Source organism: Mycobacterium sp. NTMscope_MAC_269, assembly GCF_976985695.1.
Genome location: NZ_OZ335668.1, coordinates 3,639,386 through 3,663,642 on the forward strand (window position 1 = coordinate 3,639,386; position 24,257 = coordinate 3,663,642).

At 66.6% G+C, this 24,257-nt stretch carries 28 protein-coding genes and 4 tRNA genes; 20 read left to right on the forward strand and 12 right to left on the reverse strand.

What is annotated here, in order from left to right; genetic code table 11:
- Positions 1 to 8: 8 nt before the first annotated feature.
- Positions 9 to 239, forward strand: a complete 231-nt coding sequence (locus tag ACZ50Z_RS16990; RefSeq protein ID WP_041787012.1) for a helix-turn-helix transcriptional regulator — start codon at positions 9 to 11, stop codon at positions 237 to 239.
- A complete protein-coding gene (locus tag ACZ50Z_RS16995; RefSeq protein ID WP_041787011.1) occupies positions 240 to 1,397 on the forward strand; it encodes a tyrosine-type recombinase/integrase in 1,158 nt (385 codons plus the stop codon).
- Between the two features lie 32 nt (positions 1,398 to 1,429).
- Here the strand turns inward: ACZ50Z_RS16995 and ACZ50Z_RS17000 are convergent.
- The 3 genes from ACZ50Z_RS17000 to ACZ50Z_RS17010 all read right to left on the reverse strand — a co-directional run bounded on the left by ACZ50Z_RS17000 (position 1,430) and on the right by ACZ50Z_RS17010 (position 1,712).
- Positions 1,430 to 1,506: transfer RNA gene (locus ACZ50Z_RS17000), tRNA-Phe, on the reverse strand.
- A 27-nt stretch (positions 1,507 to 1,533) separates the two neighbouring features.
- Positions 1,534 to 1,610 (reverse strand) — tRNA-Asp (locus ACZ50Z_RS17005).
- A gap of 29 nt (positions 1,611 to 1,639) precedes the next feature.
- Positions 1,640 to 1,712, reverse strand: a tRNA-Glu gene (locus tag ACZ50Z_RS17010).
- Positions 1,713 to 1,836: 124 nt separating this feature from the next.
- Here ACZ50Z_RS17010 and ACZ50Z_RS17015 point away from each other — a divergent pair.
- A tRNA-Lys gene (locus ACZ50Z_RS17015) sits at positions 1,837 to 1,912 on the forward strand.
- Between the two features lie 41 nt (positions 1,913 to 1,953).
- Here the strand turns inward: ACZ50Z_RS17015 and ACZ50Z_RS17020 are convergent.
- Positions 1,954 to 2,850, reverse strand: coding sequence for a class I SAM-dependent methyltransferase (locus ACZ50Z_RS17020; protein WP_464484585.1), 897 nt, complete (start codon positions 2,848 to 2,850; stop codon positions 1,954 to 1,956).
- Positions 2,851 to 2,969: 119 nt separating this feature from the next.
- On the opposite strand from ACZ50Z_RS17020, the gene ACZ50Z_RS17025 reads away from it, so the two are divergent.
- From ACZ50Z_RS17025 to ACZ50Z_RS17035, 3 genes are read left to right on the forward strand one after another with little or no spacing between them, the layout of a single operon-like run.
- Positions 2,970 to 3,461 (forward strand): nucleoside deaminase, encoded by a 492-nt coding sequence (locus ACZ50Z_RS17025; protein WP_464484586.1) that lies wholly within the window; start codon positions 2,970 to 2,972, stop codon positions 3,459 to 3,461.
- 44 nt (positions 3,462 to 3,505) lie between these two features.
- The gene (locus ACZ50Z_RS17030; protein WP_464484587.1) at positions 3,506 to 3,910 is read left to right on the forward strand and encodes an ArsR/SmtB family transcription factor; all 405 of its coding nucleotides are present in this window, start codon (positions 3,506 to 3,508) and stop codon (positions 3,908 to 3,910) included.
- A 44-nt stretch (positions 3,911 to 3,954) separates the two neighbouring features.
- Positions 3,955 to 4,158 carry a zinc transporter Slc39a7 gene (locus ACZ50Z_RS17035; RefSeq protein ID WP_464484588.1) on the forward strand — a complete coding sequence of 68 codons (204 nt, stop codon included), beginning with the start codon at positions 3,955 to 3,957 and terminating at the stop codon, positions 4,156 to 4,158.
- Positions 4,159 to 4,246: 88 nt separating this feature from the next.
- Here ACZ50Z_RS17035 and ACZ50Z_RS17040 read toward each other — a convergent pair whose 3' ends face one another.
- Complete coding sequence (locus tag ACZ50Z_RS17040; protein WP_464484589.1) at positions 4,247 to 5,320, reverse strand: oxygenase MpaB family protein; 1,074 nt, start codon at positions 5,318 to 5,320, stop codon at positions 4,247 to 4,249.
- A gap of 67 nt (positions 5,321 to 5,387) precedes the next feature.
- On the opposite strand from ACZ50Z_RS17040, the gene ACZ50Z_RS17045 reads away from it, so the two are divergent.
- From ACZ50Z_RS17045 to phoU, 5 genes are all read left to right on the forward strand, one after another.
- Entirely contained in the window at positions 5,388 to 6,002 is a 615-nt protein-coding gene (locus tag ACZ50Z_RS17045) for a TetR/AcrR family transcriptional regulator (protein ID WP_464484590.1), read from the forward strand.
- A gap of 153 nt (positions 6,003 to 6,155) precedes the next feature.
- A complete protein-coding gene (locus tag ACZ50Z_RS17050) occupies positions 6,156 to 7,178 on the forward strand; it encodes an acyl-ACP desaturase (protein WP_464484591.1) in 1,023 nt (340 codons plus the stop codon).
- Positions 7,179 to 7,185: 7 nt separating this feature from the next.
- The gene (dusB, locus tag ACZ50Z_RS17055; protein WP_464484592.1) at positions 7,186 to 8,319 is read left to right on the forward strand and encodes a tRNA dihydrouridine synthase DusB; all 1,134 of its coding nucleotides are present in this window, start codon (positions 7,186 to 7,188) and stop codon (positions 8,317 to 8,319) included.
- Positions 8,320 to 8,529: 210 nt separating this feature from the next.
- Complete coding sequence (locus ACZ50Z_RS17060) at positions 8,530 to 10,635, forward strand: LCP family protein (protein WP_464484593.1); 2,106 nt, start codon at positions 8,530 to 8,532, stop codon at positions 10,633 to 10,635.
- A gap of 58 nt (positions 10,636 to 10,693) precedes the next feature.
- On the forward strand, positions 10,694 to 11,362 hold the full coding sequence (gene phoU, locus ACZ50Z_RS17065) for a phosphate signaling complex protein PhoU (protein WP_067174598.1): 669 nt from the start codon (positions 10,694 to 10,696) through the stop codon (positions 11,360 to 11,362).
- A 183-nt stretch (positions 11,363 to 11,545) separates the two neighbouring features.
- On the opposite strand, the gene pstB is transcribed toward phoU, so the two are convergent.
- From pstB to ACZ50Z_RS17095, 6 genes are all read right to left on the reverse strand, one after another.
- A complete protein-coding gene (gene pstB, locus ACZ50Z_RS17070; RefSeq protein WP_089151326.1) occupies positions 11,546 to 12,322 on the reverse strand; it encodes a phosphate ABC transporter ATP-binding protein PstB in 777 nt (258 codons plus the stop codon).
- A gap of 12 nt (positions 12,323 to 12,334) precedes the next feature.
- Positions 12,335 to 13,249, reverse strand: a complete 915-nt coding sequence (gene pstA / locus ACZ50Z_RS17075; protein ID WP_464484594.1) for a phosphate ABC transporter permease PstA — start codon at positions 13,247 to 13,249, stop codon at positions 12,335 to 12,337.
- A complete protein-coding gene (pstC, locus tag ACZ50Z_RS17080; protein ID WP_464484595.1) occupies positions 13,246 to 14,289 on the reverse strand; it encodes a phosphate ABC transporter permease subunit PstC in 1,044 nt (347 codons plus the stop codon). Before pstC ends, pstA begins: the two co-directional genes overlap by 4 nt.
- Before the next feature lie 51 nt (positions 14,290 to 14,340).
- On the reverse strand, positions 14,341 to 15,465 hold the full coding sequence (gene pstS / locus ACZ50Z_RS17085; RefSeq protein WP_464484596.1) for a phosphate ABC transporter substrate-binding protein PstS: 1,125 nt from the start codon (positions 15,463 to 15,465) through the stop codon (positions 14,341 to 14,343).
- A gap of 164 nt (positions 15,466 to 15,629) precedes the next feature.
- On the reverse strand, positions 15,630 to 16,559 hold the full coding sequence (gene mshD, locus ACZ50Z_RS17090) for a mycothiol synthase (protein ID WP_464484597.1): 930 nt from the start codon (positions 16,557 to 16,559) through the stop codon (positions 15,630 to 15,632).
- On the reverse strand, positions 16,556 to 17,332 hold the full coding sequence (locus ACZ50Z_RS17095; RefSeq protein WP_464484598.1) for a winged helix-turn-helix transcriptional regulator: 777 nt from the start codon (positions 17,330 to 17,332) through the stop codon (positions 16,556 to 16,558). Before ACZ50Z_RS17095 ends, mshD begins: the two co-directional genes overlap by 4 nt.
- Positions 17,333 to 17,501: 169 nt before the next feature.
- Between ACZ50Z_RS17095 and lmeA the strand changes: the two genes are divergently transcribed.
- The 7 genes from lmeA to ACZ50Z_RS17130 all read left to right on the forward strand — a co-directional run bounded on the left by lmeA (position 17,502) and on the right by ACZ50Z_RS17130 (position 21,513).
- A complete protein-coding gene (gene lmeA / locus ACZ50Z_RS17100) occupies positions 17,502 to 18,314 on the forward strand; it encodes a mannan chain length control protein LmeA (protein ID WP_464484599.1) in 813 nt (270 codons plus the stop codon).
- A 49-nt stretch (positions 18,315 to 18,363) separates the two neighbouring features.
- Positions 18,364 to 18,786, forward strand: coding sequence for a thioredoxin family protein (locus tag ACZ50Z_RS17105; RefSeq protein WP_464484600.1), 423 nt, complete (start codon positions 18,364 to 18,366; stop codon positions 18,784 to 18,786).
- A gap of 29 nt (positions 18,787 to 18,815) precedes the next feature.
- Entirely contained in the window at positions 18,816 to 18,905 is a 90-nt protein-coding gene (locus tag ACZ50Z_RS17110) for an Ms5788A family Cys-rich leader peptide (RefSeq protein WP_464486285.1), read from the forward strand.
- Between the two features lie 106 nt (positions 18,906 to 19,011).
- Entirely contained in the window at positions 19,012 to 19,482 is a 471-nt protein-coding gene (locus ACZ50Z_RS17115; protein WP_464484601.1) for a DUF4395 domain-containing protein, read from the forward strand.
- Positions 19,483 to 19,519: 37 nt separating this feature from the next.
- Complete coding sequence (locus tag ACZ50Z_RS17120; RefSeq protein WP_464484602.1) at positions 19,520 to 20,353, forward strand: sulfurtransferase; 834 nt, start codon at positions 19,520 to 19,522, stop codon at positions 20,351 to 20,353.
- A gap of 1 nt (position 20,354) precedes the next feature.
- Positions 20,355 to 20,657 (forward strand): DUF1416 domain-containing protein, encoded by a 303-nt coding sequence (locus ACZ50Z_RS17125; RefSeq protein ID WP_464484603.1) that lies wholly within the window; start codon positions 20,355 to 20,357, stop codon positions 20,655 to 20,657.
- Positions 20,658 to 20,856: 199 nt separating this feature from the next.
- On the forward strand, positions 20,857 to 21,513 hold the full coding sequence (locus tag ACZ50Z_RS17130; protein WP_464484604.1) for a heme-binding beta-barrel domain-containing protein: 657 nt from the start codon (positions 20,857 to 20,859) through the stop codon (positions 21,511 to 21,513).
- A gap of 252 nt (positions 21,514 to 21,765) precedes the next feature.
- Here the strand turns inward: ACZ50Z_RS17130 and ACZ50Z_RS17135 are convergent, their stop codons facing one another.
- Positions 21,766 to 22,635, reverse strand: a complete 870-nt coding sequence (locus ACZ50Z_RS17135) for an aminodeoxychorismate lyase (RefSeq protein ID WP_464486286.1) — start codon at positions 22,633 to 22,635, stop codon at positions 21,766 to 21,768.
- A 142-nt stretch (positions 22,636 to 22,777) separates the two neighbouring features.
- Between ACZ50Z_RS17135 and ygfZ the strand changes: the two genes are divergently transcribed.
- Together ygfZ and ACZ50Z_RS17145 are read left to right on the forward strand one after the other, a co-directional pair.
- Positions 22,778 to 23,872 (forward strand): CAF17-like 4Fe-4S cluster assembly/insertion protein YgfZ, encoded by a 1,095-nt coding sequence (gene ygfZ / locus ACZ50Z_RS17140; protein ID WP_464484605.1) that lies wholly within the window; start codon positions 22,778 to 22,780, stop codon positions 23,870 to 23,872.
- Between the two features lie 146 nt (positions 23,873 to 24,018).
- Positions 24,019 to 24,204, forward strand: coding sequence for a DUF3073 domain-containing protein (locus tag ACZ50Z_RS17145; RefSeq protein WP_464484606.1), 186 nt, complete (start codon positions 24,019 to 24,021; stop codon positions 24,202 to 24,204).
- Positions 24,205 to 24,257 lie beyond the last annotated feature (53 nt).

Consider the following 24,257-nt stretch of genomic DNA (forward strand, 5'->3'; position numbering starts at 1 on the left):
ACAGCGGCATGGCAACTCTTGGCATCAACGCCACCACCAAGATAGCGACCTTTCCAGAGCTTCTGACAGCGGAACAGGTGGCGGAGCTGCTTGGCGTGTCCACTGCCACCGTGAGCCGATGGGGCGCGCTACGGGAACACGGCGCAGATGTGGGGCCGCCCTGCTACACGCTATCTGATCGCGTAAGACGTTGGGACGCAGCGGAAGTCCGCGCGTGGCTCAAGCAGGTGCACCGCTAAGTGGCCGGATCAGTACCGCGCGGCATCCGAAAGCGGACCAATTCAGCCGGCCAGGCGCGCTACCAAGTGCGCTACCTGGTGCGCGATCCAAACTCCCCGTCAGGATGGGTCGAGACATCATCGACGTTTGCCACCATGCGGGAAGCGCGCGCGTTCAAGGCGGATCGCGACGGCGAGTCGGCGATCGGCGCCCGACGATTCGACCCCAGACTTGGCCGCGCCAGCCTCTCCGCTATCTGGACGCAATACAGCGCGTCGAAGCAGCCGGCCGTTTCCCCCAAGACGTGGAGCGGCTACGTGCAGCATTGGGAACTGCGTATCAGCCCGCGCTTCGGCCATGTCCCGGTCGACGAGGTCAGCCGGAAGGATGTGCAGCAGTTCATCGGCGGCCTCACCGTGGGCCCGTGGGCCAGACTCGCCACGCTCCGGCTGCTGCGCTCGATTCTCGACATGGCTCGCGAGGACGGCCGAATTCACATCAACCCGGCCCAAGGTGTGTCATCCGGTCGGATGCCGGCGCGGGAACGTCACCGCTACCTCTCCGCTACGGAAGTCGCCGCCCTAGCAACCGCCTGCGGCGGCCAAGGCGACATCGTCACAATCCTGGCCTTTACCGGTCTGCGCTGGTCCGAACTCGTCGGCCTGCGCGTCGGCGACATCGACCTCAAAGCACGCCGCCTCTACGTCCGCCAAGCCGCCCCGGACGTGGAGGGCCGAATTATCGTCGGGCCACCGAAAACTCGCGCCGCCGTCCGAACCGTCCCACTCCCCCAAATCGTCATCGACGCGCTCGAGCCACGAATCGAAAACCGCTCACCTAAAGAACAAGCGATCACTTCACCAAACGGCGGCTTTCTCAGATCAAACAACTGGCGCAGACACACCCACTGGAACAAAGCCCTCAAGCAAACCGGCTTGGCGCCGTTGACGATCCACGACCTGCGCCACACCTACGCGAGCCTCGCCCGCAAATCCGGGGCCGACCTCCGCTACGTCCAGAAGACCATGGGGCACTCGACGCCGACTGTCACCGCCAACATCTACAGCGACCTCTACTCAGACGAACTCGACCACGTCGCTACGAATCTCGACCGGCTCAATGACGTCGCCAAAGACCAGGCGAACGGACAGGAACCGGACACACCGAAATATCCATAGAGTGCTGTCACCGCGTCCGTGCAGTTCAAGACTGGTGGCCAGGGGCGGGATCGAACCGCCGACCTTCCGCTTTTCAGGCGGACGCTCGTACCGACTGAGCTACCTGGCCGGAAGGCAGCGAGTGCCTCGCCGCGCTTGGCGACCCTGACGGGACTCGAACCCGCGACCTCCGCCGTGACAGGGCGGCGCGCTAACCAACTGCGCCACAGGGCCTTGCTGCTGCTCCGCGTCGCCGCGTCGCGTACCCCCAACGGGATTCGAACCCGTGCTACCGCCGTGAAAGGGCGGCGTCCTAGGCCACTAGACGATGGGGGCCAGAACCGAATCACTCCGGGGTACTCGCAACGTGGTTTCGTTGGGAGCCACGTCAGCTTAGGTCACGGTGTGCCCAATCCTCAAACGAGCCGGTTTTTCGGTCCAAGTATCCTGAATCTCCGCGGCCCCTATAGCTCAGTTGGTAGAGCTACGGACTTTTAATCCGCAGGTCCTAGGTTCGAGTCCTAGTGGGGGCACCACATCGCGCACCGCCTGGCTGTGCGCGCCGGGTGGCGGCTTATCACCCGAGCACAGCGCTGCAGTACGTGACATCGGCGAAGGCTGCGGCGACGTCGTCGTCGGCGTAAACGAATCCGTTCGCCGCGTGCAGCTCCGCAACCGTTGTCGAGGAGGTCTGCCAGCCGCGCTGGTTCAAATGGTCGACGATGTGGCTGCGCTGGCCGTGATAGACGAGGTCGTTGAAGTCGATCTCGAAGCCGAGTTCGCTCATCCGGTCGTGATGTGCGCGCCAGCGCGGGTCGGCGAAAACGGCAGTGTCGGGCACGAATTCAAAAGCGAGACGGCTGCCCGGGGCGCTCAGTGAGGTGACGTTGTCGAACAGCGCATCTTGAGCTTCGTCCGGCAGGTAGACCACCAAGCCTTCGGCGCTCCACGCGGAGGGGGCCTGCGGATCGAATCCCGCGGCCTGCAAGGCCGAGGCCCAATCGTCGCGCAGATCGATGGCGACGGTGCGCCGCTCGGCGGTCGGCTCGGCTCCCAAGTCGCCCAGGGTCAGGGTCTTGAATTCGATGACCTCTGGCATGTCGACCTCGTAGACGACCGTCCCGGCCGGCCAGGGCAGGCGATAGGCGCGGGAATCCAGGCCGGACGCGAGGATCACCACTTGGGCGATGCCGCTGCGGGTGGCGTCCAGAAAGAAGTGGTCATAGAAGCGGGTCCGGCAGGCCATTCCCTGCGCCATCCGCTGGGGATCGAACTCCGTGTTCGGTCCGGCCGCGATTTCGCCGTTCACCAGCCGGACATAGACATCGATCCCGACCGCCCGCACCAGCGGGGCGGCATAGGGGTCGTCGATCAACTTCGCGTCGGAGGACAGGGCCCGCTGGGCGGCCACCATGGTCGCGGTCGCCCCGACGCTGGTCGCCAGGTCCCATCGATCGCGATCGGTGCGCGCCATCATGCCCCCTTCAGTGGGTTCGAAAAAAGATAGATTGTCTAGTTAATATCACAGGGTGGAATCCCGGCTCGCGGGGCTACTCTCCGACTTATCCGCTCCCTTCGTACGCCGGAGGACCCATGACCGACTTCGCGCAACGAACGATCGAACTGGCTCGTCGCAACGTGGCCGACGGCGGCCGGCCGTTCGCCACGGTGATCGTCCAGGGTGGCGAGGTGCTCGCCGAGAGCGCCAACAAGGTGGCCCAGACGAACGACCCCACCGCCCACGCGGAGATCCTCGCCATCCGTGAGGCCTGCATGAAGCTGGGCACCGAGCACCTCGTCGACGCCACGATCTACGTGCTGGCCCATCCGTGCCCGATGTGCCTGGGCTCGCTGTATTACTGCTCGCCCAAGGAAGTCGTGTTCCTGACCACCCGCGAGAGCTACGAGCAGTACTACGCCGACGATCGCAAGTACTTCGAGTTGTCCACGTTCTACGACGAATTCGCGAAGGACTGGGCTCAGCGGCGCCTGCCGATGCGCTACGACCCGCACGAGGGTGCGATAGAGGTTTACCGCCTCTGGAACGAGCGCAACGGGGGCCAGCGCCAGATCCCGAGGGCCTAAGCCGCGCCCTTGGCAGAACCAGCGGCCTTCGCTAGTATTTGCGTATGCATGCAGGTAATAGCAAAGGGCGTCTGCCCGACGATCAGGCAAGCCTGGTGGTCGAGGTGTTCCGGATGCTGGCCGACGCCACCCGCGTGCAGGTGCTCTGGTCGTTGACCGACCACGAGATGTCGGTCAACGAACTCGCCGAGCACGTGGGCAAGCCGGCGCCGTCGGTTTCCCAGCACCTCGCGAAGTTGCGGATGGCACGTCTGGTCCGCACCCGTCGGGAGGGCACCACGATCTTCTACAGCCTGGAGAATGACCACGTCCGCCAGCTCGTCATCGACGCCGTGTTCAATGCCGAGCACGCGGGCCCGGGGGTGCCCGGTCACCACCGTGGTGACAGCGGGCTCAAGGCGGTAGCCGCATCGCCGCCCACACCGAACCGACGCCGCAGCAGCCGCTGAGCGGGCCGGAAACACAAGGAATTTCACGCAAGGAGGCATCACTGATGAGCGAAGAACACACCCACGACGCGCCCCACGCGCACGAGCATCAGCATGGCGATGTGACGCACGCTCATGCGCACACATCCCATGAGCATGACCACGTGGAGCACGAACACTCCCACGCGCATGCCGACGGGACCGAACACACCCACCCGCACGTGCACCAGGCGGGACTCGAAGAGGTTCACGGCCACGCCCACGCCTAGCGCGGACGGGGCCCGTACGGCAAGTTCCGGCTAGTCAGGATGGCCGCACTCCTCCTCACCCCGCTTCGCGGGGTGCATCGTCGTACGGCTAGGACACCATTGGGCAGTAGTGCTTGGGATCCCCGCGCTCCTCGACGGGCGGAAGGTTGCGCGCCGGGGTTTGCACCAGCGGGGTGTCGAGCGGGATTCGGCCGCTGGCGCGGTCCAAGCCGGCACGCGCCCGCGGGTGCTTACGGAATCTGCTCGGCACCACGGCGAAGACTGCACGGACGAGGTCACCGAAGCGGCGGTGCAACCACTCGTCGCGGCGCGACCACCTGTAGCCCATCAGCTCCCGCACCGGCGGGTCGTACAAGCCGACGGTCAGCCAGACGAAAAACGGGGCCATCAGTTTGCGCTGCATGGCCCACAAGGGATCCGGAATCCATTGCGCGAACGGCGGTTTGGGCAACTCGCTCAAGTCGAGCACGGCCCGGGCCGCCTCGTTGGTCTCCAGCACGTTGCGACACATGTGATCCCAGTAAGCCTGGAACTCCTCCCATGAGTTCGGCACGGGCCGCATGCTCATGCCGTACATGCGGTACCACTCGACATGTTCGTCGAACAACTGGCGCTTCTGCGCCTCGGTGATCCCGCCGCAGAACCGTTCGGCCACGTGAATGGTGCCCATAAAGAAGGTGGAGTGCGCCCAGTAGAAGACGTCGGGGTTCAGGGCGTGGTAGCGGCGCCCCTGGTCGTCGACGCCCTTGATGTCGGTGTGGTAGTCGCGCACCTCGGCGCCGGTGACCGGGGCGCGCTCACCGTCGAAGACGACTCCCCCGATGGGATACAACGAGCGCAGCAGCCGTGGCCACCGCTCGCGGAAGAAGGTGGAGTGGTCGAGGACTGCCGCGCCCAGCTGGGGGTGCATGTTCTGCATCGATCCTGCCCACGGGCCCTGCAGCATGCCCCGCCAGTCCCCGAAATACCGCCAGGTCAGGGAATCGGGCCCCAGCGGCGCGGGCGGCGCGTCGTAGCCCACCGGCGATACCGGACAGCCGGCCGCGACGCCGTCGGACCCGCCGCCGGACCCGCCGGATATCGACTGCTCAGCGGCGCCGGTCCCGTCGCTGTGCGCAGCGTCGCTGGTCAGGGGGCGCGATGCGGACGTATCTTGAGTCACTATTGGATTCCTGTAGGTATCTGAATTTTTGACTACAGCCGTTGTCATTTTTCAGCTTAGGAGCGATGTGCAGACGGGTCAACGACGGGGGCGCTGGACCGGTGTCCCCTTGGAGAGTCGGCTCGCGCTTCGCCGTGACAACCTGATCAGCGCCGGCGTGCAGTTGCTCGGCAGCTCGGGCGGGCCGGCGCTGACTGTGCGCGCGGCGTGCCGCAAGGCCGCGCTGACCGAACGCTACTTCTACGAAAGCTTCGCCGACCGCGACGAATTCGTGCGCGCGGTCTATGACGACGTCTGCACGCGGGCGATGAACACCCTGACATCGGCGACGACCCCACGAGAGGCCGTCGAACGGTTCGTCGAGCTGATGGTGGACGACCCCGTCCGCGGGCGGGTGCTGCTGCTGGCGCCGACGGTGGAGCCGGTGCTGGTCCGGTCGGGCGCGGAGTGGATGCCCAATTTCATCGACCTGCTGCAGCGCAAGCTTTCCCGGATCGGCGATGCCGTGCTGGCGAAGATGATCGCCACCAGCCTGATCGGTGGCCTGTCGAGCCTGTTCACGGCTTACCTGCACGGCCAGCTCGGGGCGACCCGCAAACAATTCATCGACTACTGCATCAACATGCTGTACATCACCGCGGCGCCGTATGTCCCCGCCGGAGAGCTCGGCAAGTCGCAGTAGCGGGTTTTCATTTTGACCGCATCGGCAAGCCGTAAGACTGGGCTCGAATGCGATGTCAAACCGTTATCAGCCACGCCCGACGAGGAACTTGCTGCTACTGAAGTACACAGATATATTGACTGCTACCCATCGACACAGATAACTGGAGGCCCTATGTCAGCCGAGCTGACAAACCTACAGCTGTTGCACGAACTCCAGCCGGCCGTCGAGAAGTACCTGAACCGGCACGAGAGCATGCACAAGAACTGGAATCCGCACGACTACATCCCGTGGTCGGACGGCAAGAACTTCTATGCACTCGGTGGGCAGGACTGGGAGCCGGGGCAGTCCCAGCTGACCGACGTCGCCCAGGTGGCGATGGTGCAGAACCTGATGACCGAGGACAACCTGCCGTCGTATCACCGCGAGATCGCGATGAACTTCAGCATGGACGGCCCTTGGGGCCAGTGGGTCAACCGATGGACCGCCGAGGAAAACCGGCACGGGATCGCGCTCCGCGACTACCTGGTGGTGACCCGTGCGGTTGACCCGATCGAGCTGGAGAAGTTGCGCATGGAGGTGGTCAACCGCGGCTTCAGCCCCGGCCAGAACCACCAGGTGCGCGAAGACCTGTTCGCCGAGAGTCTGTTCGATTCCGTCACCTACGTCACGTTCCAGGAGCTGGCCACCCGGATCTCGCACCGCAACACCGGGAAGGCCTGCAACGAGACCATCGCCGACCAGTTGTTGGCCAAGATCTCAGCAGACGAGAACCTGCACATGATCTTCTACCGCGACGTCACCGAGGCCGGGTTCGAGATCGCACCCAATCAGGCGATGAAGTCGCTGCACAAAGTGCTGCGCAACTTCCAGATGCCCGGTTACCAGGTGCCCGAGTTCCGACGCAAGGCCGTGATGATCGCCGTCGGCGGCGTGTACGACCCGCGCATCCACCTTGACGAGGTCGTCATGCCGGTGTTGAGGAAATGGCGCATCTTCGAGCGTGAGGACTTCACCGGCGAAGCCGCCGCATTGCGCGACGACCTCGCCGTGCTGATAAAAGAACTCGAGACGACCTGCGACAAGTTCGAGGTCTCCAAGCGGCGCCAGCTCGAGCGGGAAGCCCGCACCGGCAAGAGGACCACCGCAGCCGAACTGCACCAGACCGCGGGCACGCTGACCATGAGCCGGCGGTAACCAAGCGGTGCGCATCGGATCCATCGCGCTCGCCAGCCCGGTGGTTCTGGCACCGATGGCGGGCGTCACCAACGTCGCGTTCCGGACGCTGTGCCGGGAACTGGAGCAATCCAAGGTCGGCACCGTCAGCGGCCTGTATGTCTGCGAGATGGTCACGGCCCGTGCGCTCGTCGAGCGTCATCCGGCCACCATGCACATGACCACGTTCGCCCCCGACGAGTCGCCACGCTCGCTGCAGCTCTACACCGTCGACCCCGCGACCACCTACGCGGCCGCCAAGATGATCGCCGACGAAGGGCTGGCCGATCACATCGACATGAATTTCGGCTGCCCGGTGCCGAAGGTCACCAAGCGCGGCGGCGGCTCGGCGCTGCCCTACAAGCGGCGGCTGTTCGGCCAGATCGTCGCCGCGGCCGTGCGCGGCACCGAGGGCACCCAGATACCGGTGACCGTCAAGTTCCGCATCGGCATCGACGACGAGCACCACACGCACCTCGATGCCGGCCACATCGCCGAAGGCGAGGGCGCCGCAGCGGTCGCACTGCACGCCCGCACGGCGGCCCAACGCTACTCCGGCACCGCCGATTGGGACGAGATCGCCCGCCTCAAGGAACACGTGCGCACGATCCCGGTGCTCGGCAACGGCGACATCTACGACGCCAGTGACGCGCTGACCATGATGGCCGCCACCGGGTGCGACGGCGTAGTCATCGGCCGCGGCTGCCTGGGCCGGCCGTGGCTGTTCGCCGAGCTGTCGGCGGCTTTCACCGGCACTCCCCCGCCCACACCACCGACGCTGGGCGAGGTCGCCGACATCGTCCGCCGCCACGGCCAACTGCTGGCCGCGCACTTCGGCGAGGACAAGGGCATGCGCGACATCCGCAAGCACGTGGCGTGGTACCTGCACGGCTTTCCCGCCGGTTCCGAGCTGCGCCGAGCGCTGGCGATGGTCAAGACGCTCGACGAGCTGGACCGCCTGCTCGACCGGCTGGACGCCGGCGTGCCCTTCCCGGACGAGGCGAGCGGGCCCCGGGGACGGCAGGGTTCACCCGCCCGGGTCGTGCTCCCGGAAGGTTGGCTGGACGACCCCGACGACTGCACGGTGCCGGCCGGCGCCGACGTCATGCACTCCGGCGGCTGAGTCCACCGGCTCGAAATCGCTTCCGGACCGATAACTAAGTACGATGTGGGCTTTGTTGCATGCGCTTGGTTGGCGGATGAGTTTCGAACCGTCGCACGAGCGCGACGAAAACGGATGGCACGACCCGCTGCGGCGACAAAAGCGGCGCTGCGCTGCCAGTACGCACGGACACGCTGACGTCTGCATCAGAGCTTCGGAGGCCGGTAGGACATGAGTGACGGCGAGCGCGACGCCACTCGTAACGGTCGGCACGCACCGGGCGAGGCCCACGCCCAACCGATTCCAGTCGGCCCGTCGCCCAGCTTGAGCGCCGCTCCGTGGGAACGATTCTCCGAACCACCGCCCGACGACAACATTCATCGCTGGCAACCGGAAATGGCCGTCGAACCCACCCCGCCGCAGGAAGACGACGCCGAACACACCGGAAGCCACGCCGGCGGCGGGGTCAGCGTCGCCGATTTGATCGCCAAAATCGGTGCGCCCGACCGGCCCATTCACCGACGCGCCGCCCCGGAGGTCGAACCACCCGAGGCTGAATTCTCCGAGCCCGACCCCGAGGCCTACCAGCCGGAGCCGGAGCCGCCGCTCGAGCTGCAGAAGACACAGGTGATCGACGACCTCGCCTACTCGTTCGACGCGGTCTCCGAGCTTCGCGAGCTCATGGCCACCGACTACCCGAACGACGACGAGCCCGACGAGCGGTCTTCCGACGTCGCCGACACCGCCGCCGAGGAGCCCAAACGCCGCCGCCCGATGCTGCTGGCCGGCCGCTCGGTAGCGGCCCTGGCCGCCGTGCTGTCCCTGGTGATGACCGGCGGGGCATGGCAGTGGAGCACGTCGAAGAACGCCCGGCTCAACACGATCAACGCGCTGGACCCGCACTCGGACGACATCCGCGACGCGAACGGGCAGTACGGCGACGAAGACTTCTTGATCGTCGGCCTCGACTCACGCGCGGGCGACAACGCCAACATGGGCGCCGGCGACACCGACGACGCCGACGGCGCCCGCTCGGACACGGTCATGCTGGTCAACATCCCGGCCAACCGCAAACGCGTGGTGGCCGTGTCGTTCCCGCGCGACCTGGCGATCACGCCGATGCAATGCGAGGCCTGGAACCCCACCACCGGCAAGTACGGCCCGCTCTACGACGCGAAGACGCAGACGTGGGGACCGAAGATGGTCTACACCGAGACCAAACTGAACTCGGCGTTCGCCTTCGGCGGGCCGAAATGTCTGGTGAAGGAAATTCAGAAGCTATCCGGCTTGAGCATCAACCGCTTCATCGCCGTGGACTTCTCCGGCTTCGCGAAGATGGTCGATGCCCTCGGCGGAGTCGAGGTGTGCTCGAGCAGCTCGCTGCACGACTACGAGCTGGGCACCGTCTTAGAACACGGCGGGCGCCAGGTGCTCGACGGCTCCACCGCTTTGAATTACGTGCGGGCCCGCCAGGTCACCACGGAGATCAACGGGGACTACGGCCGCATCAAACGACAGCAGCTGTTCTTGTCGTCGCTGCTGAGGTCGTTGATCTCGGCGGACACGTTGCTTGACCTCAACAAGCTCAACAACGTCGTCAACATGTTCATCAGCGACACCGTCGTCGACAACGTCAAGTCCAAGGACCTGGTCCAGCTCGGTCAGTCGTTGCAGGGGATGGCGGCCGGCCACGTCACGTTCGTGACCGTGCCGACCGGTGTCACCGACCAGAACGGCGACGAGCCGCCGCGGATGTCCGACATGCGCGCGCTGTTCGACGCCATCATCAACGACGATCCGCTGCCCGAGGAAAACGACCAGAACGCAAAGAATTTGAGCGCGACGTCTGGCTCGGGCACGACGACGGGCGCGTCGAAGGCGCCCACCACCAGGAAGCCATCCCCGACGCCGGAGGCGCAACACGAGCAGGTCACGACGACCTCGCCGAGCGGTGTGACCGTGCGGGTTTCCAACGCCACCACGCAGACCGGCCTGGCGGCAACGGCAACCACCGAGCTCAAGCGCGACGGCTTCAACGTGATGACACCCGACGATTATCCGAGTTCGGTGACCGCGACGACGGTGCTGTTCTCGCCCGGCAACGAAGAGGCCGCGGCCACCGTGGCGTCCTCGTTCGCCAATGCCAAGGTCCAGCGGGTTTCGGGCTACGGGCAGGTTGTGCAGGTGGTACTGGGCCCGGACTTCAAGTCGGTCACCGCTCCCTCACCGAGCGGTTCGTCGATGAGTTTGCAGATCGAACGCGGCTCGAGCAACGCCCCAGCCAAGCTGCCCGAGGACCTGACGGTCACCAACGCGGCCGACACCACCTGCGAATAAGCGGTTTTGACGGCGCTCCGCGGCCTGTCTCGGATGCGGGGAACGTATCCTTGACGACATGCGAACCGCCTACCACGAGCAACTCTCGGAGTTATCCGAGCGGCTCGGCGAGATGTGCGGCTTGGCAGGAATCGCCATGGAGCGGGCCACCCAAGCCCTGCTGCAAGCCGACTTGGTGCTGGCCGAACAAGTGATCTCCGACCACGAAGCGATCGCCGCGATGAGTGCGCGCGCCGAGGAAAGCGCCTTTGTGCTGCTGGCGTTGCAGGCGCCGGTGGCCGGCGACCTGAGGTCGATCGTGAGCGCCATTCAGATGGTGGCGGACATCGACCGCATGGGTGCGCTGGCGTTGCACGTGGCCAAGATCGCCCGTCGACGGCATCCCCAGCACGCACTGCCCGAAGAGGTCAACGGCTACTTTGCCGAAATGGGCAGCATCGCAGTCGAATTGGGGAACAGCGCCCAAGAGGTGGTGCTGTCGCGCGACCCGGAAAAGGCGGCCAGGATCCGCGAAGAAGACGACGCGATGGACGACCTGCACCGGCACCTGTTCTCGGTCCTCATGGACCGCGAATGGAAGCACGGCGTGGCGGCGGCCGTCGACGTGACGTTGCTGGGCCGCTTCTACGAGCGATTCGCCGATCACGCCGTCGAGGTCGCCCGGCGCGTCATCTTCCAGGCGACCGGCAGACTTCCCGAGGAAGAAGCGAAACCGCCCTCGCAGTAAACGCGGGCTAGCGCGATTGCCCGATTGCCCGACTCCTCACACCTCGCCGCGCGAGCTGCTTCGTCGTCGGGCTAGCCCGATTGCCCGACTCCTCACACCTCGCCGCGCGAGCTGCTTCGTCGTCGGGCTAGCCCGATTGCCCGACTCCTCACACCTCGCCGCGCGAGCTGCTTCGTCGTCGGGCTAGCCGAATCGCCCGGAGATGTAGTCCTCCGTCGCCTTTTGATTCGGGTTGGAAAAGATCTTCTCGGTGTCGTCGACCTCGATCAGCCGTCCCGGTTTTCCGACGGCTTCCAGGTTGAAGAACGCGGTGTAGTCGCTGACCCGGGCCGCCTGCTGCATGTTGTGGGTGACGATGACGATGGTGTAGTCCTGCTTCAGTTCACTGATCAGCTCTTCGATGGCCATCGTCGAAATCGGGTCCAGCGCCGAGCAGGGCTCATCCATGAGGAGCACGTCGGGCTGTACGGCGATGGCCCTGGCGATGCACAGCCGCTGCTGCTGCCCGCCGGACAGACCACCGCCGGGCCGGTCCAATCGATCCTTGACCTCGTCCCACAGGTTTGCCCCGCGCAGCGAGTATTCGGCCGTCTCATCGAGCACCTTGCGATTGCGCTCCCCCTGCAGCTTCAGGCCGGCTACCACGTTGTCGCGAATCGACATGGCGGGGAACGGGTTCGGGCGCTGGAACACCATCCCGATGGCCCGGCGCACGCCGACCGGATCGACGCCGGCACCGTAGATGTCCTCGTCATCGAGGAGCACGCTGCCCTCGACGCGCCCGCCGGGCACCACCTCATGCATCCGGTTGAGGGTGCGCAGCACCGTCGTCTTGCCGCAACCCGACGGGCCGATGAACGCGGTGACGCTGCGCGGCAAAACCGTCAGCGTCACCTCCGCGACGGCGTGAAACGCGCCGTAGAAGATGTTGACGCCCTTGAGGTCCAACCGTTTGGCCACTACCGCTCCTGCCTATGACTTTCTGGCGCCAAGGAATTTCGCTATCACTCGAGCCACGATATTGATCGCGGCGATCACCAGGATGAGGGTTAACGCCGCACCCCACAACCGATCCGTGGGGATGGGGTTGAGGCCCGCGCCGACCGACGCCTGGTTGTACATCATGCCTGGCAGGGTCCCCATGAAGTCGCTGAAGATGTTGAAGTTCATCGACTGGGCATAGCCGACGAGGATCAACAGCGGCGCTGTCTCCCCCATCACCCGGGCCATCGCCAGCAAGATCCCGGTAACGATGCCGGACAGTCCGGTGGGAATGACCACTCGGACGATGGTCTTCCACTTGGTGATGCCCAGCGCGTAACTGGCCTCGCGAAGATCCACCGGGACGATCCGCAGCATCTCCTCGGTCGCGCGCACGATCACGGGCAGCATCAGCAACACCAGGGCCAGCGACACCGCCAACTCGGAGCGGGGCAGGCCCAGCGTGGCCACACACAACGCGTAGATAAACAGGGCCGCCACGATCGAGGGCACCCCGCTCAGGATGTCCACCATGAACGAGGCCAACCGGCCCAGCGCGGTGCCGCCACCGTATTCGACCAGGTAGATCGCGACCATGAGACCGATCGGGATGGAGATCGCGGCGCATACCAATCCTTGCAGCACGGTGCCGACCAGCGCATGGTAGGCGCCGCCGCCGGTCACGAAGGCCGTCATCCCGGCCTGGGAGTGCGACCACCATACGGTTGAGGTAATCGCCTTGAATCCCTTGACGGCCACCGACCACAGCACCATCACCAGCGGCGCCACGGCCACTAGCAACGCCACCGAAACCAACACGGTCGCAACACGATTCGCGGTGCGACGGCGCCGGGAAAGCGGTGAGAACGTCCGCGACTTGAGCGGGCGGTCCAACATCGACGTCATCGGCCGGCCTTTCGGCCGGCGCCCGCGACGGCACCCCGGGCCAGGGCGTCGACCACGAAGGTGAGCACGAAGAGCGTCAGGCCCGCGGCGATGTAGGCGCCCGACTTGAATCGATCGTCGAATTCCGCTGCGGCGCCGGCGATCGTCGTGGCAAAGGTGGAGCCGCCGTCGAACAGCGACCAACCGAATGCCGATTGGGTGCCGCGCAGGATGATCAGCAGCGCGACCGTCTCGCCCAGCGCGCGGCCCAGGCCCAGCATCCCGCCGCTGATGTAGCCCGACCGCCCGAACGGCAGCGTGACGGTCTTGACGACTTCCCACCTGGTGGCGCCGAGGGCCAGCACGGCCTCGATCTGGTCCTGTGGTGTCTGCACGAACACCTCGCGGGTGACCGCGGTGATGATCGGCAGAATCATCACCGCCAAGACGATGCCGCCGGTGAAGATGGTGCCGCCACCGGCGGCCGACGCGTTGCCGTCGGCGAACAAAAAGCACCAGCCCATGGAGCGGTTGAGCCAGGTGGCGACAGGCCGCAGTTGCGGCGCCAACACATACAGACCCCAGGCGCCGTAGATGATCGAGGGAACCGCGGCCAGCAGATCGACCGCGTAGGCCAGCGGTGTCGCGATCCGCCGAGGCGAGTACTGCGTGATGAACAGGGCGACGCCCAACGCGACCGGCATGGCCAAGCTCAACGCGAACAGTGACACGAAGACGGTGACCGGCAGCAGGCTGGCGATCCCGAAGTGCATGGCCGACGAGTCGTTGGTGACCCAGTTACCGCCGTAGCTGAAGAAGTTCTCGCGATTGCGCTGCAACGCCGGTGCCGCGCGCCCGAGCAGGAACACCGCGATCGCGGCGATCACGACGATGATCAGCACACCCGAGGCCTGCGCGAGCCGACGGAATACCCGATCTCCCACATGCGGTCGCCCCTGCCCCCAGGGGCTGGTCGGTGGCGCCGACGACTCGGGAAACGATGCGGCGAGGACCGCACCCGAGCCCGCGTCGATCGGGTTTGGCCCTGAAAACCCCGTCACTGCGATCCCGCCACAGTTCTGCTGTCGCTCCTTGGAACCCTGCTCACCTGGTCATTGCAGCGCATCGATCGCGGCGACCAGTCGTTCCTTGACCTTATCGGGCAGCGGAATGTAACCGGCCGAGGCCAGTTCGGCCTGCCCGCTGGTGGCGGCCATGGAGAGGAACGATTTGATTGCCCTCGCGGTCTCGACGTCATAGCCCTTGGAACAGACGATCTCGTAGGTGACGAGCACCAACGGGTAGACGCCCGGCTCCTGCGAGCCGTACATGGCGTTGAGGTCGAGCAGCAGGTCGTTTCCCTCACCGAGGAATTTGGCCGCCTTGATGGCGTTTCCGGCCGTGTCGTTGGTGAGCGGGACAACCCCGCCGCGGGTGGCGATCTTGGCGTAGGACATCCCCGCCTGGTCGGCGAAGCCCTTCTCGACGTATCCGATGGCGCCCGGAATGGTTTGCACTGCCTGAATGACCCCGGACGACTTTGTGGCGCCCTCGCCGACGCCGCCCTGAAATTCCGTGCCGACGCCCTTGGCCCAGCTCTGCGGTGCGGCGGCGGTCAGATACTTCTGCACATTGTCGGTGGTTCCCGATGAGTCGGACCGGTAGATCGGCGTGATCTTGGTGTCGGGCAGCGCCACACCCGGGTTGAGGCCGGCCAAGATGGGGTCGTTCCACGCGGTGATCTTGCCGGTGAAAATTTTGGCCACCGCGTCACTGCTAACCACCAGGGCCGGATTCCCCGGCAGGTTGTAGGCGAGCGCGATCGGACCGAACACCAGCGGCAGGTCCCACGCCGGGTTCCCCCCGCACCGGCTGGCGGCGGGACCGATCTGTTCGGCGACCAACGGAGAGTCGGCCCCCGCGAAATCCACGTGCCCGGCGATGAACTGCTCGCGACCGGCGCCCGACCCGGTCGGGTTGTACGCGAGGCCCTTGCCCGGACAGTACTGGCCCCACACCTGGTTGAAGACCGTGATCGCGTTCGCTTGCGCGGTCGAGCCTTCCGCCGTCAGCTCGTTCTTGCCGCCGCACCCCGCGGTGCCGGCGCCGCCGGTGATGCTGGGCGCCGCGGCGCCGGGACGGTTCTCGTCGCTACCGCAGGCGGTCAGCGCTGTGGCGCCGAGTGCCGTCGCCAACACCACCGCGGCCAACGCCTTGCCCTGCCTGTCGAGCTTCACCGATCTCGCTTTCATGACAACGTTCAAGACGCATGTGGGCGCCGCTGGCCATCAACTGTCAGGTTGCCGGTCGCGGCGAAAGTATGCGCCGGCCCGGCGCACAGCAACGTCTCGGTAGCAAGGACCAGGTTAACGATGCGGGTGAATGCCGCTCGTAGCCGCGGTCAGTTGGCCGCGGGTACGACCGCGTATGCGGTGTCGACGCTGTAGGTGGTGAACCCCAAGCGCTGGTAGGTGCGCACCGCGGCGACGTTGTCCGACTCGACGTAAAGCATCACGATTGGCTCCTTGGCGTCGGCCAGGCGGCGGGCCAGCCATTCGATGCCGACGGCGGTCAACACCTGTCCCAGTCCGCGGCCCTGCGCCGATGGATCGACGCCGACGACATACACCTCGCCCAAGCCGGGTTGATCGAGGTGCACCTTCGTCCAGTGAAAACCCAGCAGCGTGCCGCCCTGATCGCCCTCGGAGTCGTCGAACGCGAGGAACAAGCCCGCCGGGTCGAACCACGGTTCGCCGCGCCGCTCCGCCAGCTCGACGTCGCTCCAACCGCCCTGTTCGGGGTGGTAGGCGAACGCGGCGTTGTTGACGCGCAGCAGCTCGGCGTCGTCGGCCGTGCCCGCATAGGTGCGGATCCGCACCCCGGGCACCGAGGGCACTGCGCCCGGTAGATCGCGCAGCGAGCGTCGCATCTGCATCAGTTCCCGCACGGGCGCCAAGCCCAGCGCGGACGCGGTCTCGCGGGCGGGCTCGAGCGTGCCGTGTGCCCAGAATCGGTTGCCCGCACCGGTTTTGGCCAACGCGGCGCGAATCAGCTCCGCGCCGATACTGCGCCGACGCGCCCGCGGGTGCACGACGAGTTCCGCCATCTGAGTCTCCCCGTCGCGGGGCGGGCTGAGATTGAGGTAACCGACGATTACGTCGGCGTCGTCCGAGGTGATCAGCAGATGCTCGGTACGGTCGTGTCCGAGTTCGCGCAGTACCTGTTCGCCGACGGGCGCAACCCCGTCGAATTCCGTTGCCGCACCGACAAGTTCGCGCACGCCCCGCTGCTCGTCGTCGCTCAGCGTCCGGTGCCATTCGGGCGGGCTCACTGAGTGTGCAACGGATCGACCAGCGGATCTTGGACGTCCTCGGTGTCGGATTCGGCGCCGTCCGCACCCTCGGAGTCGGAGGGGTCGGCTGCCGGGGTGCGGCCGCGCGCCGGGCGGACCGCCTTGTACCCCACATTGCGGACCGTGCCGATCAACGCCTCGTGCTCGGGGCCCAGTTTGGCCCGGAGGCGACGCACGTGCACATCGACAGTGCGGGTGCCGCCGAAGAAGTCGTATCCCCACACCTCATGCAGCAGCTGCGCCCTCGTGAAGACCCGCCCGGCGTGCTGAGCCAGGTATTTGAGCAACTCGAATTCTTTGTAGGTGAGATCGAGCGGGCGGCCACGCAGCCGCGCGGTGTAGGTGCCTTCGTCGATCACCAGCTCGCCCAGGCTCACCTTGCCGGCGCTCTCCTGGTCCGCGAGCCCGCCGCGACGACCGACCACCAGCCGCAGCCTCGCGTCGATTTCGGCCGGCCCGGTGGTGGGCAGGAGGATCTCGTCCAGACCCCAGTCGGCGCTGATGGCCACCAGCCCGCCTTCGCTCACCACGGCCAACACCGGGACCGACCGGCCGGCGGTGCTCAGCAGGCGGCACAGGCCGCGCGCGGACGACAGATCGGTGCGCGCGTCCACGATCACCGCGTCCGCCGTCCCGGCCTCGAGCAGCGAAGCTGGTTCTGGCGGCGCCGTGCGCACGGGATGCGGAAGCAGCGACAACGAGGGCAGGACCGGATCGGGATGCAGCTCCGAGGTCAGCAGTAAAAGCTCCAACTAGTCCCTCCAGCTCGGGGGAACGGCATCTCTCAATTTCACAACGCCATCACGCGTTAGTTACCAGGTCATCTAACGATAACGTGTTACCTGGTTTTTTCGCGTGGCAGACGAGCCACTGTGAGCCCTGCCACGGGCGATCCGGCACCACGGACGGTTACGCCACAATATGCGGGTGCGCAAGGTGCTCATTGCTGTGACCGCGACCGCGATCCTGGTGGCCGTGGTCGCCCTCGGTGCGATCGGGGTCGACTACGGCACCAGCATCTATGCCGAATACCGTCTGTCGGCCAGCGTGCGCAAGGCAGCCCACCTGGGCAACGATCCCTTCGTGGCCCTCGTGGCGTTTCCGTTCATTCCACAGGCCATGCGCGGCAACTATGACCAGCTGGAGATCAAGGCCAACGCCGTCGAACACGCGATGACCGGCAAAGCCACCCTCGAAGCCACGATGTACTCGGTGGATCTCACGCATGCGTCCTGGCTGATCAGCCCCGATGCGAAGCTGGTCGTGAACAAACTGGAAAGCCGCATCATCATCGACTCGACGCATCTGGGCCGATACATGGGTATCAGCGACCTGATGGTCGAGGCGCCACCCAAGGAAACCAACACGGCCACCGGCGGCGTCACCGCGTCGGGCATCTCCGACAGCCACGGGCTGGTGTTCACCGGCACGCCCAAATCGTCCGGCTTCGATCGCCGGGTCAGCGTCTCGGTCGACCTTTCCATCGCCCCCGATGACCCGGCGACGTTGGTCTTCACCCCCACCGGCGTGCTCACCGGCCCGGACACCGCGGACCAGACCGTCCCGGCCGACAAGCGGGACGCGGTGCTGCACGCCTTCAGCGGCAGGCTTCCCGATCAGCGACTTCCCTTCGGAGTCGCGCCCACCGCCGAGGGCGCGCGTGGCTCAGACGTCATCATCGAGGGCATCACCTATGGAGTAACGGTGTCCCTCGATGGGTTCAAACAGTCATGACGCACGTTGACGACCGCGCCGCACGCGGCCCAGGCGCCCGGTGGCGCCCATGGTGACGGTCATCGTCGTGACCGTCGCCGCGCTCGCCGCCGCGGCCCTCGCCGGGTGGCTGTTGACCCGCCGTTCGGGCAGCATCCGGGAAGTCGATTCCGGGCCGGATCGCGACACCGCCGGCGACATCGCGGCGCTGGGACTTTCCCGCAGCGGACCGACCGTCGTGCATTTCAGCGCCCCGTGGTGCGGGCCGTGCGACCGGGTTCGCCGGGTCGTGGTCCAGGTCTGCGACGACCTGGGCGACGTGGCACATGTCGAGATCGACTTGGACGCCAGCCCGGAGACCGCGCGCCGTTATTCGGTGCTGTCCCTGCCCACCACGTTGATCTTCGATAGCGGCGGCCGGCAGCGGTACCGCACCTCCGGAGTGCCCAGCGCCGCCGACCTGCGGTCCGCCCTGAAACCGCTGTTGGCTTGACCGCGGTGTCATTGGGTAAGCTGACCGACGTGTTAGCCCGCCTCGAGCCCATGCTCACCAAGCGTCGCGCAGTTGAACTGTGCCGCCCCGCGGGCTGTTGTTGTTGCTGTTGCTGCTGAGTAGCCGCGCCTTCGCGTAGCACTCGGAGCGGCCCCGGATCCCGACCGTGGCGCCTCTCCCATCGTCGTTTCCAGTGAGCAACAGGGGTTTTCGAGGAGTAATACCTTGCCGAGCAGCAACACCGCCACGCAGCCCGACCTCGTCGACGTGCGTGGACCGCGCTTTGCCGCCTGGCTGACCACCGGGGCCTTGGTGCTGGTGCTGATCGTCTCGGCGGTCAATCCACCGGCGGCGGCGGTTATTTTGGCCGTTCAGGCCGTCATCTTCGCCATCGGCGCCGCCGGCGGGCCGCGCCAGCATCCCTACGGCCGGATATTCGCCGCCGTCGTGGCGCCCCGGCTCGGCCCGGTGCAGGATCGCGAACCCACCGCGCCGCTGAAATTCGCTCAACTCGTCGGCCTGATCTTCGCCGCGCTGGGAACCGTCGGCTTCGTCACCGGCGCCGTCCTGCTCGGCGTCCTCGCCACCGCGGCCGCCCTGGCGGCCGCGTTCCTCAACGCCGCCTTCGGCATCTGCCTGGGCTGCCAGCTCTACCCGCTGGCGGCCCGCTTGCGACGCAGCGCGCGACCCACCTGACCTGCTGTAACCAAAAGTGATTGAAAGGATCCACTCCATGGCACGCTCCGACGTCCTGGTCTCGACCGACTGGGCTGAGAGCAATCTCGACGCCTCAGGCGTCGTCTTCGTCGAAGTCGACGAGGACACCAGCGCTTACGACGCCGGTCACATCCCCGGCGCGATCAAGCTGGACTGGCGCTCCGACCTGCAGGACCCGGTCAAGCGCGACTTCGTCGACGCTCAGCAGTTCTCGAAGCTGCTCAGCGAGCGGGGCATCGCCAATGACGACACCGTGATCCTCTACGGCGGCAACAACAACTGGTTCGCCGCCTACGCGTACTGGTATTTCAAGCTGTATGGCCATGAGAAGGTCAAGCTGCTCGACGGCGGCCGCAAGAAGTGGGAGCTCGACGGCCGCGCGCTGTCCGGCGACACCGTCAGCAGGCCCGCCACCTCGTACACGGCGGCCGCACCGGACAACAGCATCCGGGCGTTCCGCGACGACGTCATCGCGGCCATCAACGTCAAGAACCTGGTCGACGTGCGCTCCCCCGACGAATTCTCCGGCAAGATCCTGGCGCCCGCGCATCTGCCGCAGGAACAAAGCCAGCGGCCCGGCCACATCCCCGGCGCCGTCAACGTGCCGTGGAGCAAGGCCGCCAACGAGGACGGCACCTTCAAGTCCGACGAGGAGCTGGCCGCCCTGTACGCCGCGGCCGGCCTGGACGGCAACAAAGAAACGATCGCCTACTGCCGCATCGGCGAGCGGTCGTCGCATACGTGGTTCGTTCTCTACGAATTGCTCGGGCACAGGAATGTCAAGAACTACGACGGCAGTTGGACGGAATACGGCTCCCTGGTGGGGGCCCCGATCGAGTTGGGAAGCTGATATGTGCTCTGCACCGAAGCAAGGACTGACGTTGCCCGCCAGCGTCGACCTGGAAAAGGAAACGGTGATCACCGGCCGTGTCGTGGACGGCGATGGCCAGGCGGTCGGTGGCGCGTTCGTCCGCTTGCTGGACTCGTCGGACGAGTTCACCGCCGAGGTGGTGGCCTCGGCCACCGGTGACTTCCGGTTCTTCGCCGCACCCGGATCCTGGACGCTGCGCGCGCTGTCGGCGGCCGGTAACGGGAACGCCGTGGTGTCGCCGTCGGGCGCGGGCATTCACGAGGTCGACGTCAAGATCGCCTGATCGGCCAGCTGCCCGCGACCGGGACGCGCCGGGACGAATAGACTTGTCCCCGTGGTGCTGTTCTTCGAGATCATGCTGGTTGTGGCGGTCGTGGTCATTTCATGGTTCGCCCTCTACACCCTTTACCGGCTCATCACTGACGAGTCGTGACCCGCCCCGGCGACGATGCAGAGCGCGGCGATGCGGAGGAGCGGCGCACATGACCCCCGACGAACCGCTGAGTGCAGCCGGCTCCGGTGACCGGGCGGTGGCTGCCGCCGCTGAGCGCGCCAAGGTGACCGCCGGCCGCAACATTCCGTCCTTCGACGATCTACCGTTGCCCGCCGACACCGCCAACCTGCGTGAGGGTGCCGATCTCAACGACGCGTTGCTGGCATTGCTGCCGCTGGTCGGCGTCTGGCGCGGCGAAGGCGAGGGCCGCGGGCACGACGGCGACTACCGGTTCGGCCAACAGATCGTGGTCTCGCACGACGGCGGCGACTATCTGAACTGGGAATCCCGCTCCTGGCGCCTGAGCGAGACGGGTGATTACCAGGGGCGCGACTTGCGTGAGACGGGGTTCTGGCGCTTTGTCAACGATCCCGACGACCCCAGCGAATCGCACGCGATCGAGCTGCTGTTGGCCCATTCCGCGGGCTACGTCGAATTGTTCTACGGACGTCCGCGCACCCAATCGTCGTGGGAGCTGGTGACCGATGCGCTAGCCCGCAGCAGGTCCGGCGTGCTGGTCGGCGGCGCCAAACGGCTCTACGGCATCGTCGAGGGTGGCGACCTGGCCTACGTCGAGGAGCGTGTCGACGCCGACGGCGGCCTGGTGCCGCATCTTTCGGCCCGGCTGTCGCGGTTCGTGGGGTAGCAGTCCGGTAGCGGCCGCTCACATGGAGCGGCCCCCGAGCCATTCTCCAGTCGGACAAAACCGGAAGCTCGGGGGCCGGGTGACTGCGGGGAATTCGCCAGCGCATCTGTATCGCCGGCTCTTCCGAGCCGATGCAGCTAGCGCGCAGCCACCTCACATGTCCATGAAGCTATCAATTTCTCGGACCACCTCCTTCCTTGTGTACGGCCGACCGTACCCGCGAATCGCAGAGGCGACAACAGAATTCAGCGCTCAGCGATCGCTGACGATGGCGGCGTCGACCAGTGCGGCGAAGTCCGCCGCCATCGGCGACCGCGGCAGTGGGCTGCCATCGAGGGTGTGCACCCGGGCGGCTAATGTCATGCTGGATATCAGCCAAACACCTTGGGCGGCAATCAGATCCGCGACACGCAGCGCCCGATAGTCGCAGTCGTAGCCCTTGGCCCTGGCCACCTCGAACAGGGCCTGCTGGGTGGTGCCGCGCAGAATCGGATACCACGGCGGGGGCGTCAGCAGGCACGGGTTGCCGTCCGGTGCATCGGAGGCGGTGGCGATCACCACGGTCGAGCGCGGGCCTTCCAGGATGTAGCCGTCCGTGCTGACGAAGATGACGTCACCGGCATCCCGGCGGGCGGCTTCACGCAGGGCGGCCATGTTGACCGCGTAGGACAGGGTCTTGGCCCCGGCCAGCAGCCACGGCATCGCGTCGACACCGGTGGCGGGCAGCCCGCGATCGAGGGTCACCGCCGCCAGCCCGTCGCGTCGGACCGCCGTGACTCGTTCGGGAACGCCGTTGACCATCACATAGGCCGTCGGCGTCGAACCGCCCTCCCGGCCGCGGCTGTAGATCAGCCGCATCGCGCCTTCGTCCCCGCTGCCAGCGCACCACTGCCGGGTGGCCTCCTCGATCGCGCTGCGCCAACGCGACAGATCCGGTGCCGGCAGTTCGGTCAGCGCGGCCGACTGGGTCAGCCGCTGCAAGTGCGACTCGATCAGACAGGCCCGGCCGTCGCGCACCAACAGCGTCTCGAAGACGCCGTCGCCGCGGACCGCCGCCAGGTCGTCGGCGTGCAGCAGCGGCGCTTCGGACGAACGGATTTCGCCGTCCAGCGTGACGATCACACCCTTCTGGCCAGCCATGGTCGAGAAGCCTATCGGCTCACCGGTCCCCCGCCGAATGTGAAGCCGCCCGCACATTCGTCGACGAACGCGCGACGGGTCGCACACTCGCTGGACGCGCGTGCCGGTCCGTAGAGTTGACCCTGTGAGCCACCCCGTCCCCGCCCCCGATTCTGGACCCGACGCCGGCGCCGTCTGGCACTACGGCGACCCACTGGGCGAGCAGCGCGCGGCCGAAACCGACGCGATCGTGGTCGACCGCTCGCACCGCGGCGTGCTCACCTTGACCGGCAACGACCGCCAGACGTGGTTGCACAGCATTTCGAGCCAACACGTCAGCAACCTGCCCGAGGGTGCCAGCACGCAGAATCTCAGCCTGGATGGCCAGGGCCGCGTCGAGGACCACTGGATCCAGACCGAGCTGGGCGGAACCACCTACCTCGACACCGAACCGTGGCGCGCCGAGCCGCTCCTGGAATACCTGCGCAAGATGGTGTTCTGGTCCGAGGTCACACCGGGCGACGCCGATTTGGCCGTGCTCTCGCTGCTGGGTCCGCGACTCGCCGAGCCGGCGATCCTCGACGCACTCGGCGTGGAGGCGCTGCCCGCCGAGCTGTCCGCGGTCCCCGTCGACAGTGGCTTCGTGCGGCGGATGCCCGGCACGGCCGGCGGCCCGGTCGAGCTGGACCTGGTGGTGCCGCGCGCCGAGGCCGGCGATTGGCGAAACCGGTTGTCGCAGGCCGGAGTGCGGCCCGGCGGCGTGTGGGCCTACGAAGCCCACCGGGTTGCCGCGGTGCGGCCGCGGCTGGGCGTCGACACCGATGAACGCACGATTCCCCACGAGGTGGGTTGGATCGGCGGGCCCGGCGAAGGCGCGGTGCATCTGGACAAAGGCTGCTATCGCGGCCAAGAGACCGTCGCGCGGGTGCACAACCTGGGCAGACCACCCCGGATGCTGGTGTTGCTGCACCTGGACGGCTCGGTGGAGCGGCCCTCGACGGGCGACCCGGTGCTGGCCGGTGGACGTACCGTCGGCCGCCTTGGCACGGTGGTCGACCACGTCGATCTCGGGCCGATAGCGCTGGCGCTGCTCAAGCGCGGCCTGCCCGCCGAGACGGAAGTGGCGACCGGTCCGGAGGCGGCGGTGGCCGCCGTGATCGACGCCGATTCCCTGCCTCCCACCGAACAAATCGGCGCTGGGCGACGGGCCGTTGAACGGTTGCGGGGCGGTGCGGGATAATGAACGGTAACGTCCGCCACAGCGAGCAGGGGGCACCGACGCCCACTGGCGGGGCACGGTAAACTGTCGACAGGACAATACGACACCAGGAGATCGGAGCCGCCTACTCGTTAGGCCGCTCCGTTATTGCGCGAGGGGGTTCCCCCATGGGCCGCGGCCGGGCTAAGGCAAAGCAGACCAAGGTTGCTCGAGAACTCAAATACAGTTCTCCGCAGACCGACTTTCAGCGGCTTCAGCAAGAGCTGTCCGGAACGGGCTCGGACGAGTCCACCGAACTGGACACCGACGGCGCCGACGAATCCTGGGACGACCAGGACAGCTGGCGGCGCTAGAACTACAGCCCCGGCGCCGATGCCTCGTGCACCGGCGCCGCATCAGTTTTGCT

Bases quoted from the DNA above. Each gene is read 5' to 3' on its own strand.
- ACZ50Z_RS16990 (WP_041787012.1), top strand. From the start codon at position 9: ATGGCAACTCTTGGCATCAACGCCACCACCAAGATAGCGACCTTTCCA.
- ACZ50Z_RS17020 (WP_464484585.1), bottom strand. From the start codon at position 2,850: ATGGCGCGCACCGATCGCGATCGATGGGACCTGGCGACCAGCGTCGGG.
- ACZ50Z_RS17025 (WP_464484586.1), top strand. From the start codon at position 2,970: ATGACCGACTTCGCGCAACGAACGATCGAACTGGCTCGTCGCAACGTG.
- ACZ50Z_RS17030 (WP_464484587.1), top strand. From the start codon at position 3,506: ATGCATGCAGGTAATAGCAAAGGGCGTCTGCCCGACGATCAGGCAAGC.
- ACZ50Z_RS17035 (WP_464484588.1), top strand. From the start codon at position 3,955: ATGAGCGAAGAACACACCCACGACGCGCCCCACGCGCACGAGCATCAG.
- ACZ50Z_RS17050 (WP_464484591.1), top strand. From the start codon at position 6,156: ATGTCAGCCGAGCTGACAAACCTACAGCTGTTGCACGAACTCCAGCCG.
- ACZ50Z_RS17060 (WP_464484593.1), top strand. From the start codon at position 8,530: ATGAGTGACGGCGAGCGCGACGCCACTCGTAACGGTCGGCACGCACCG.
- phoU (WP_067174598.1), top strand. From the start codon at position 10,694: ATGCGAACCGCCTACCACGAGCAACTCTCGGAGTTATCCGAGCGGCTC.
- pstA (WP_464484594.1), bottom strand. From the start codon at position 13,249: ATGACGTCGATGTTGGACCGCCCGCTCAAGTCGCGGACGTTCTCACCG.
- lmeA (WP_464484599.1), top strand. From the start codon at position 17,502: ATGCGGGTGCGCAAGGTGCTCATTGCTGTGACCGCGACCGCGATCCTG.
- ACZ50Z_RS17105 (WP_464484600.1), top strand. From the start codon at position 18,364: ATGGTGACGGTCATCGTCGTGACCGTCGCCGCGCTCGCCGCCGCGGCC.
- ACZ50Z_RS17120 (WP_464484602.1), top strand. From the start codon at position 19,520: ATGGCACGCTCCGACGTCCTGGTCTCGACCGACTGGGCTGAGAGCAAT.
- ACZ50Z_RS17125 (WP_464484603.1), top strand. From the start codon at position 20,355: ATGTGCTCTGCACCGAAGCAAGGACTGACGTTGCCCGCCAGCGTCGAC.
- ACZ50Z_RS17130 (WP_464484604.1), top strand. From the start codon at position 20,857: ATGACCCCCGACGAACCGCTGAGTGCAGCCGGCTCCGGTGACCGGGCG.
- ACZ50Z_RS17145 (WP_464484606.1), top strand. From the start codon at position 24,019: ATGGGCCGCGGCCGGGCTAAGGCAAAGCAGACCAAGGTTGCTCGAGAA.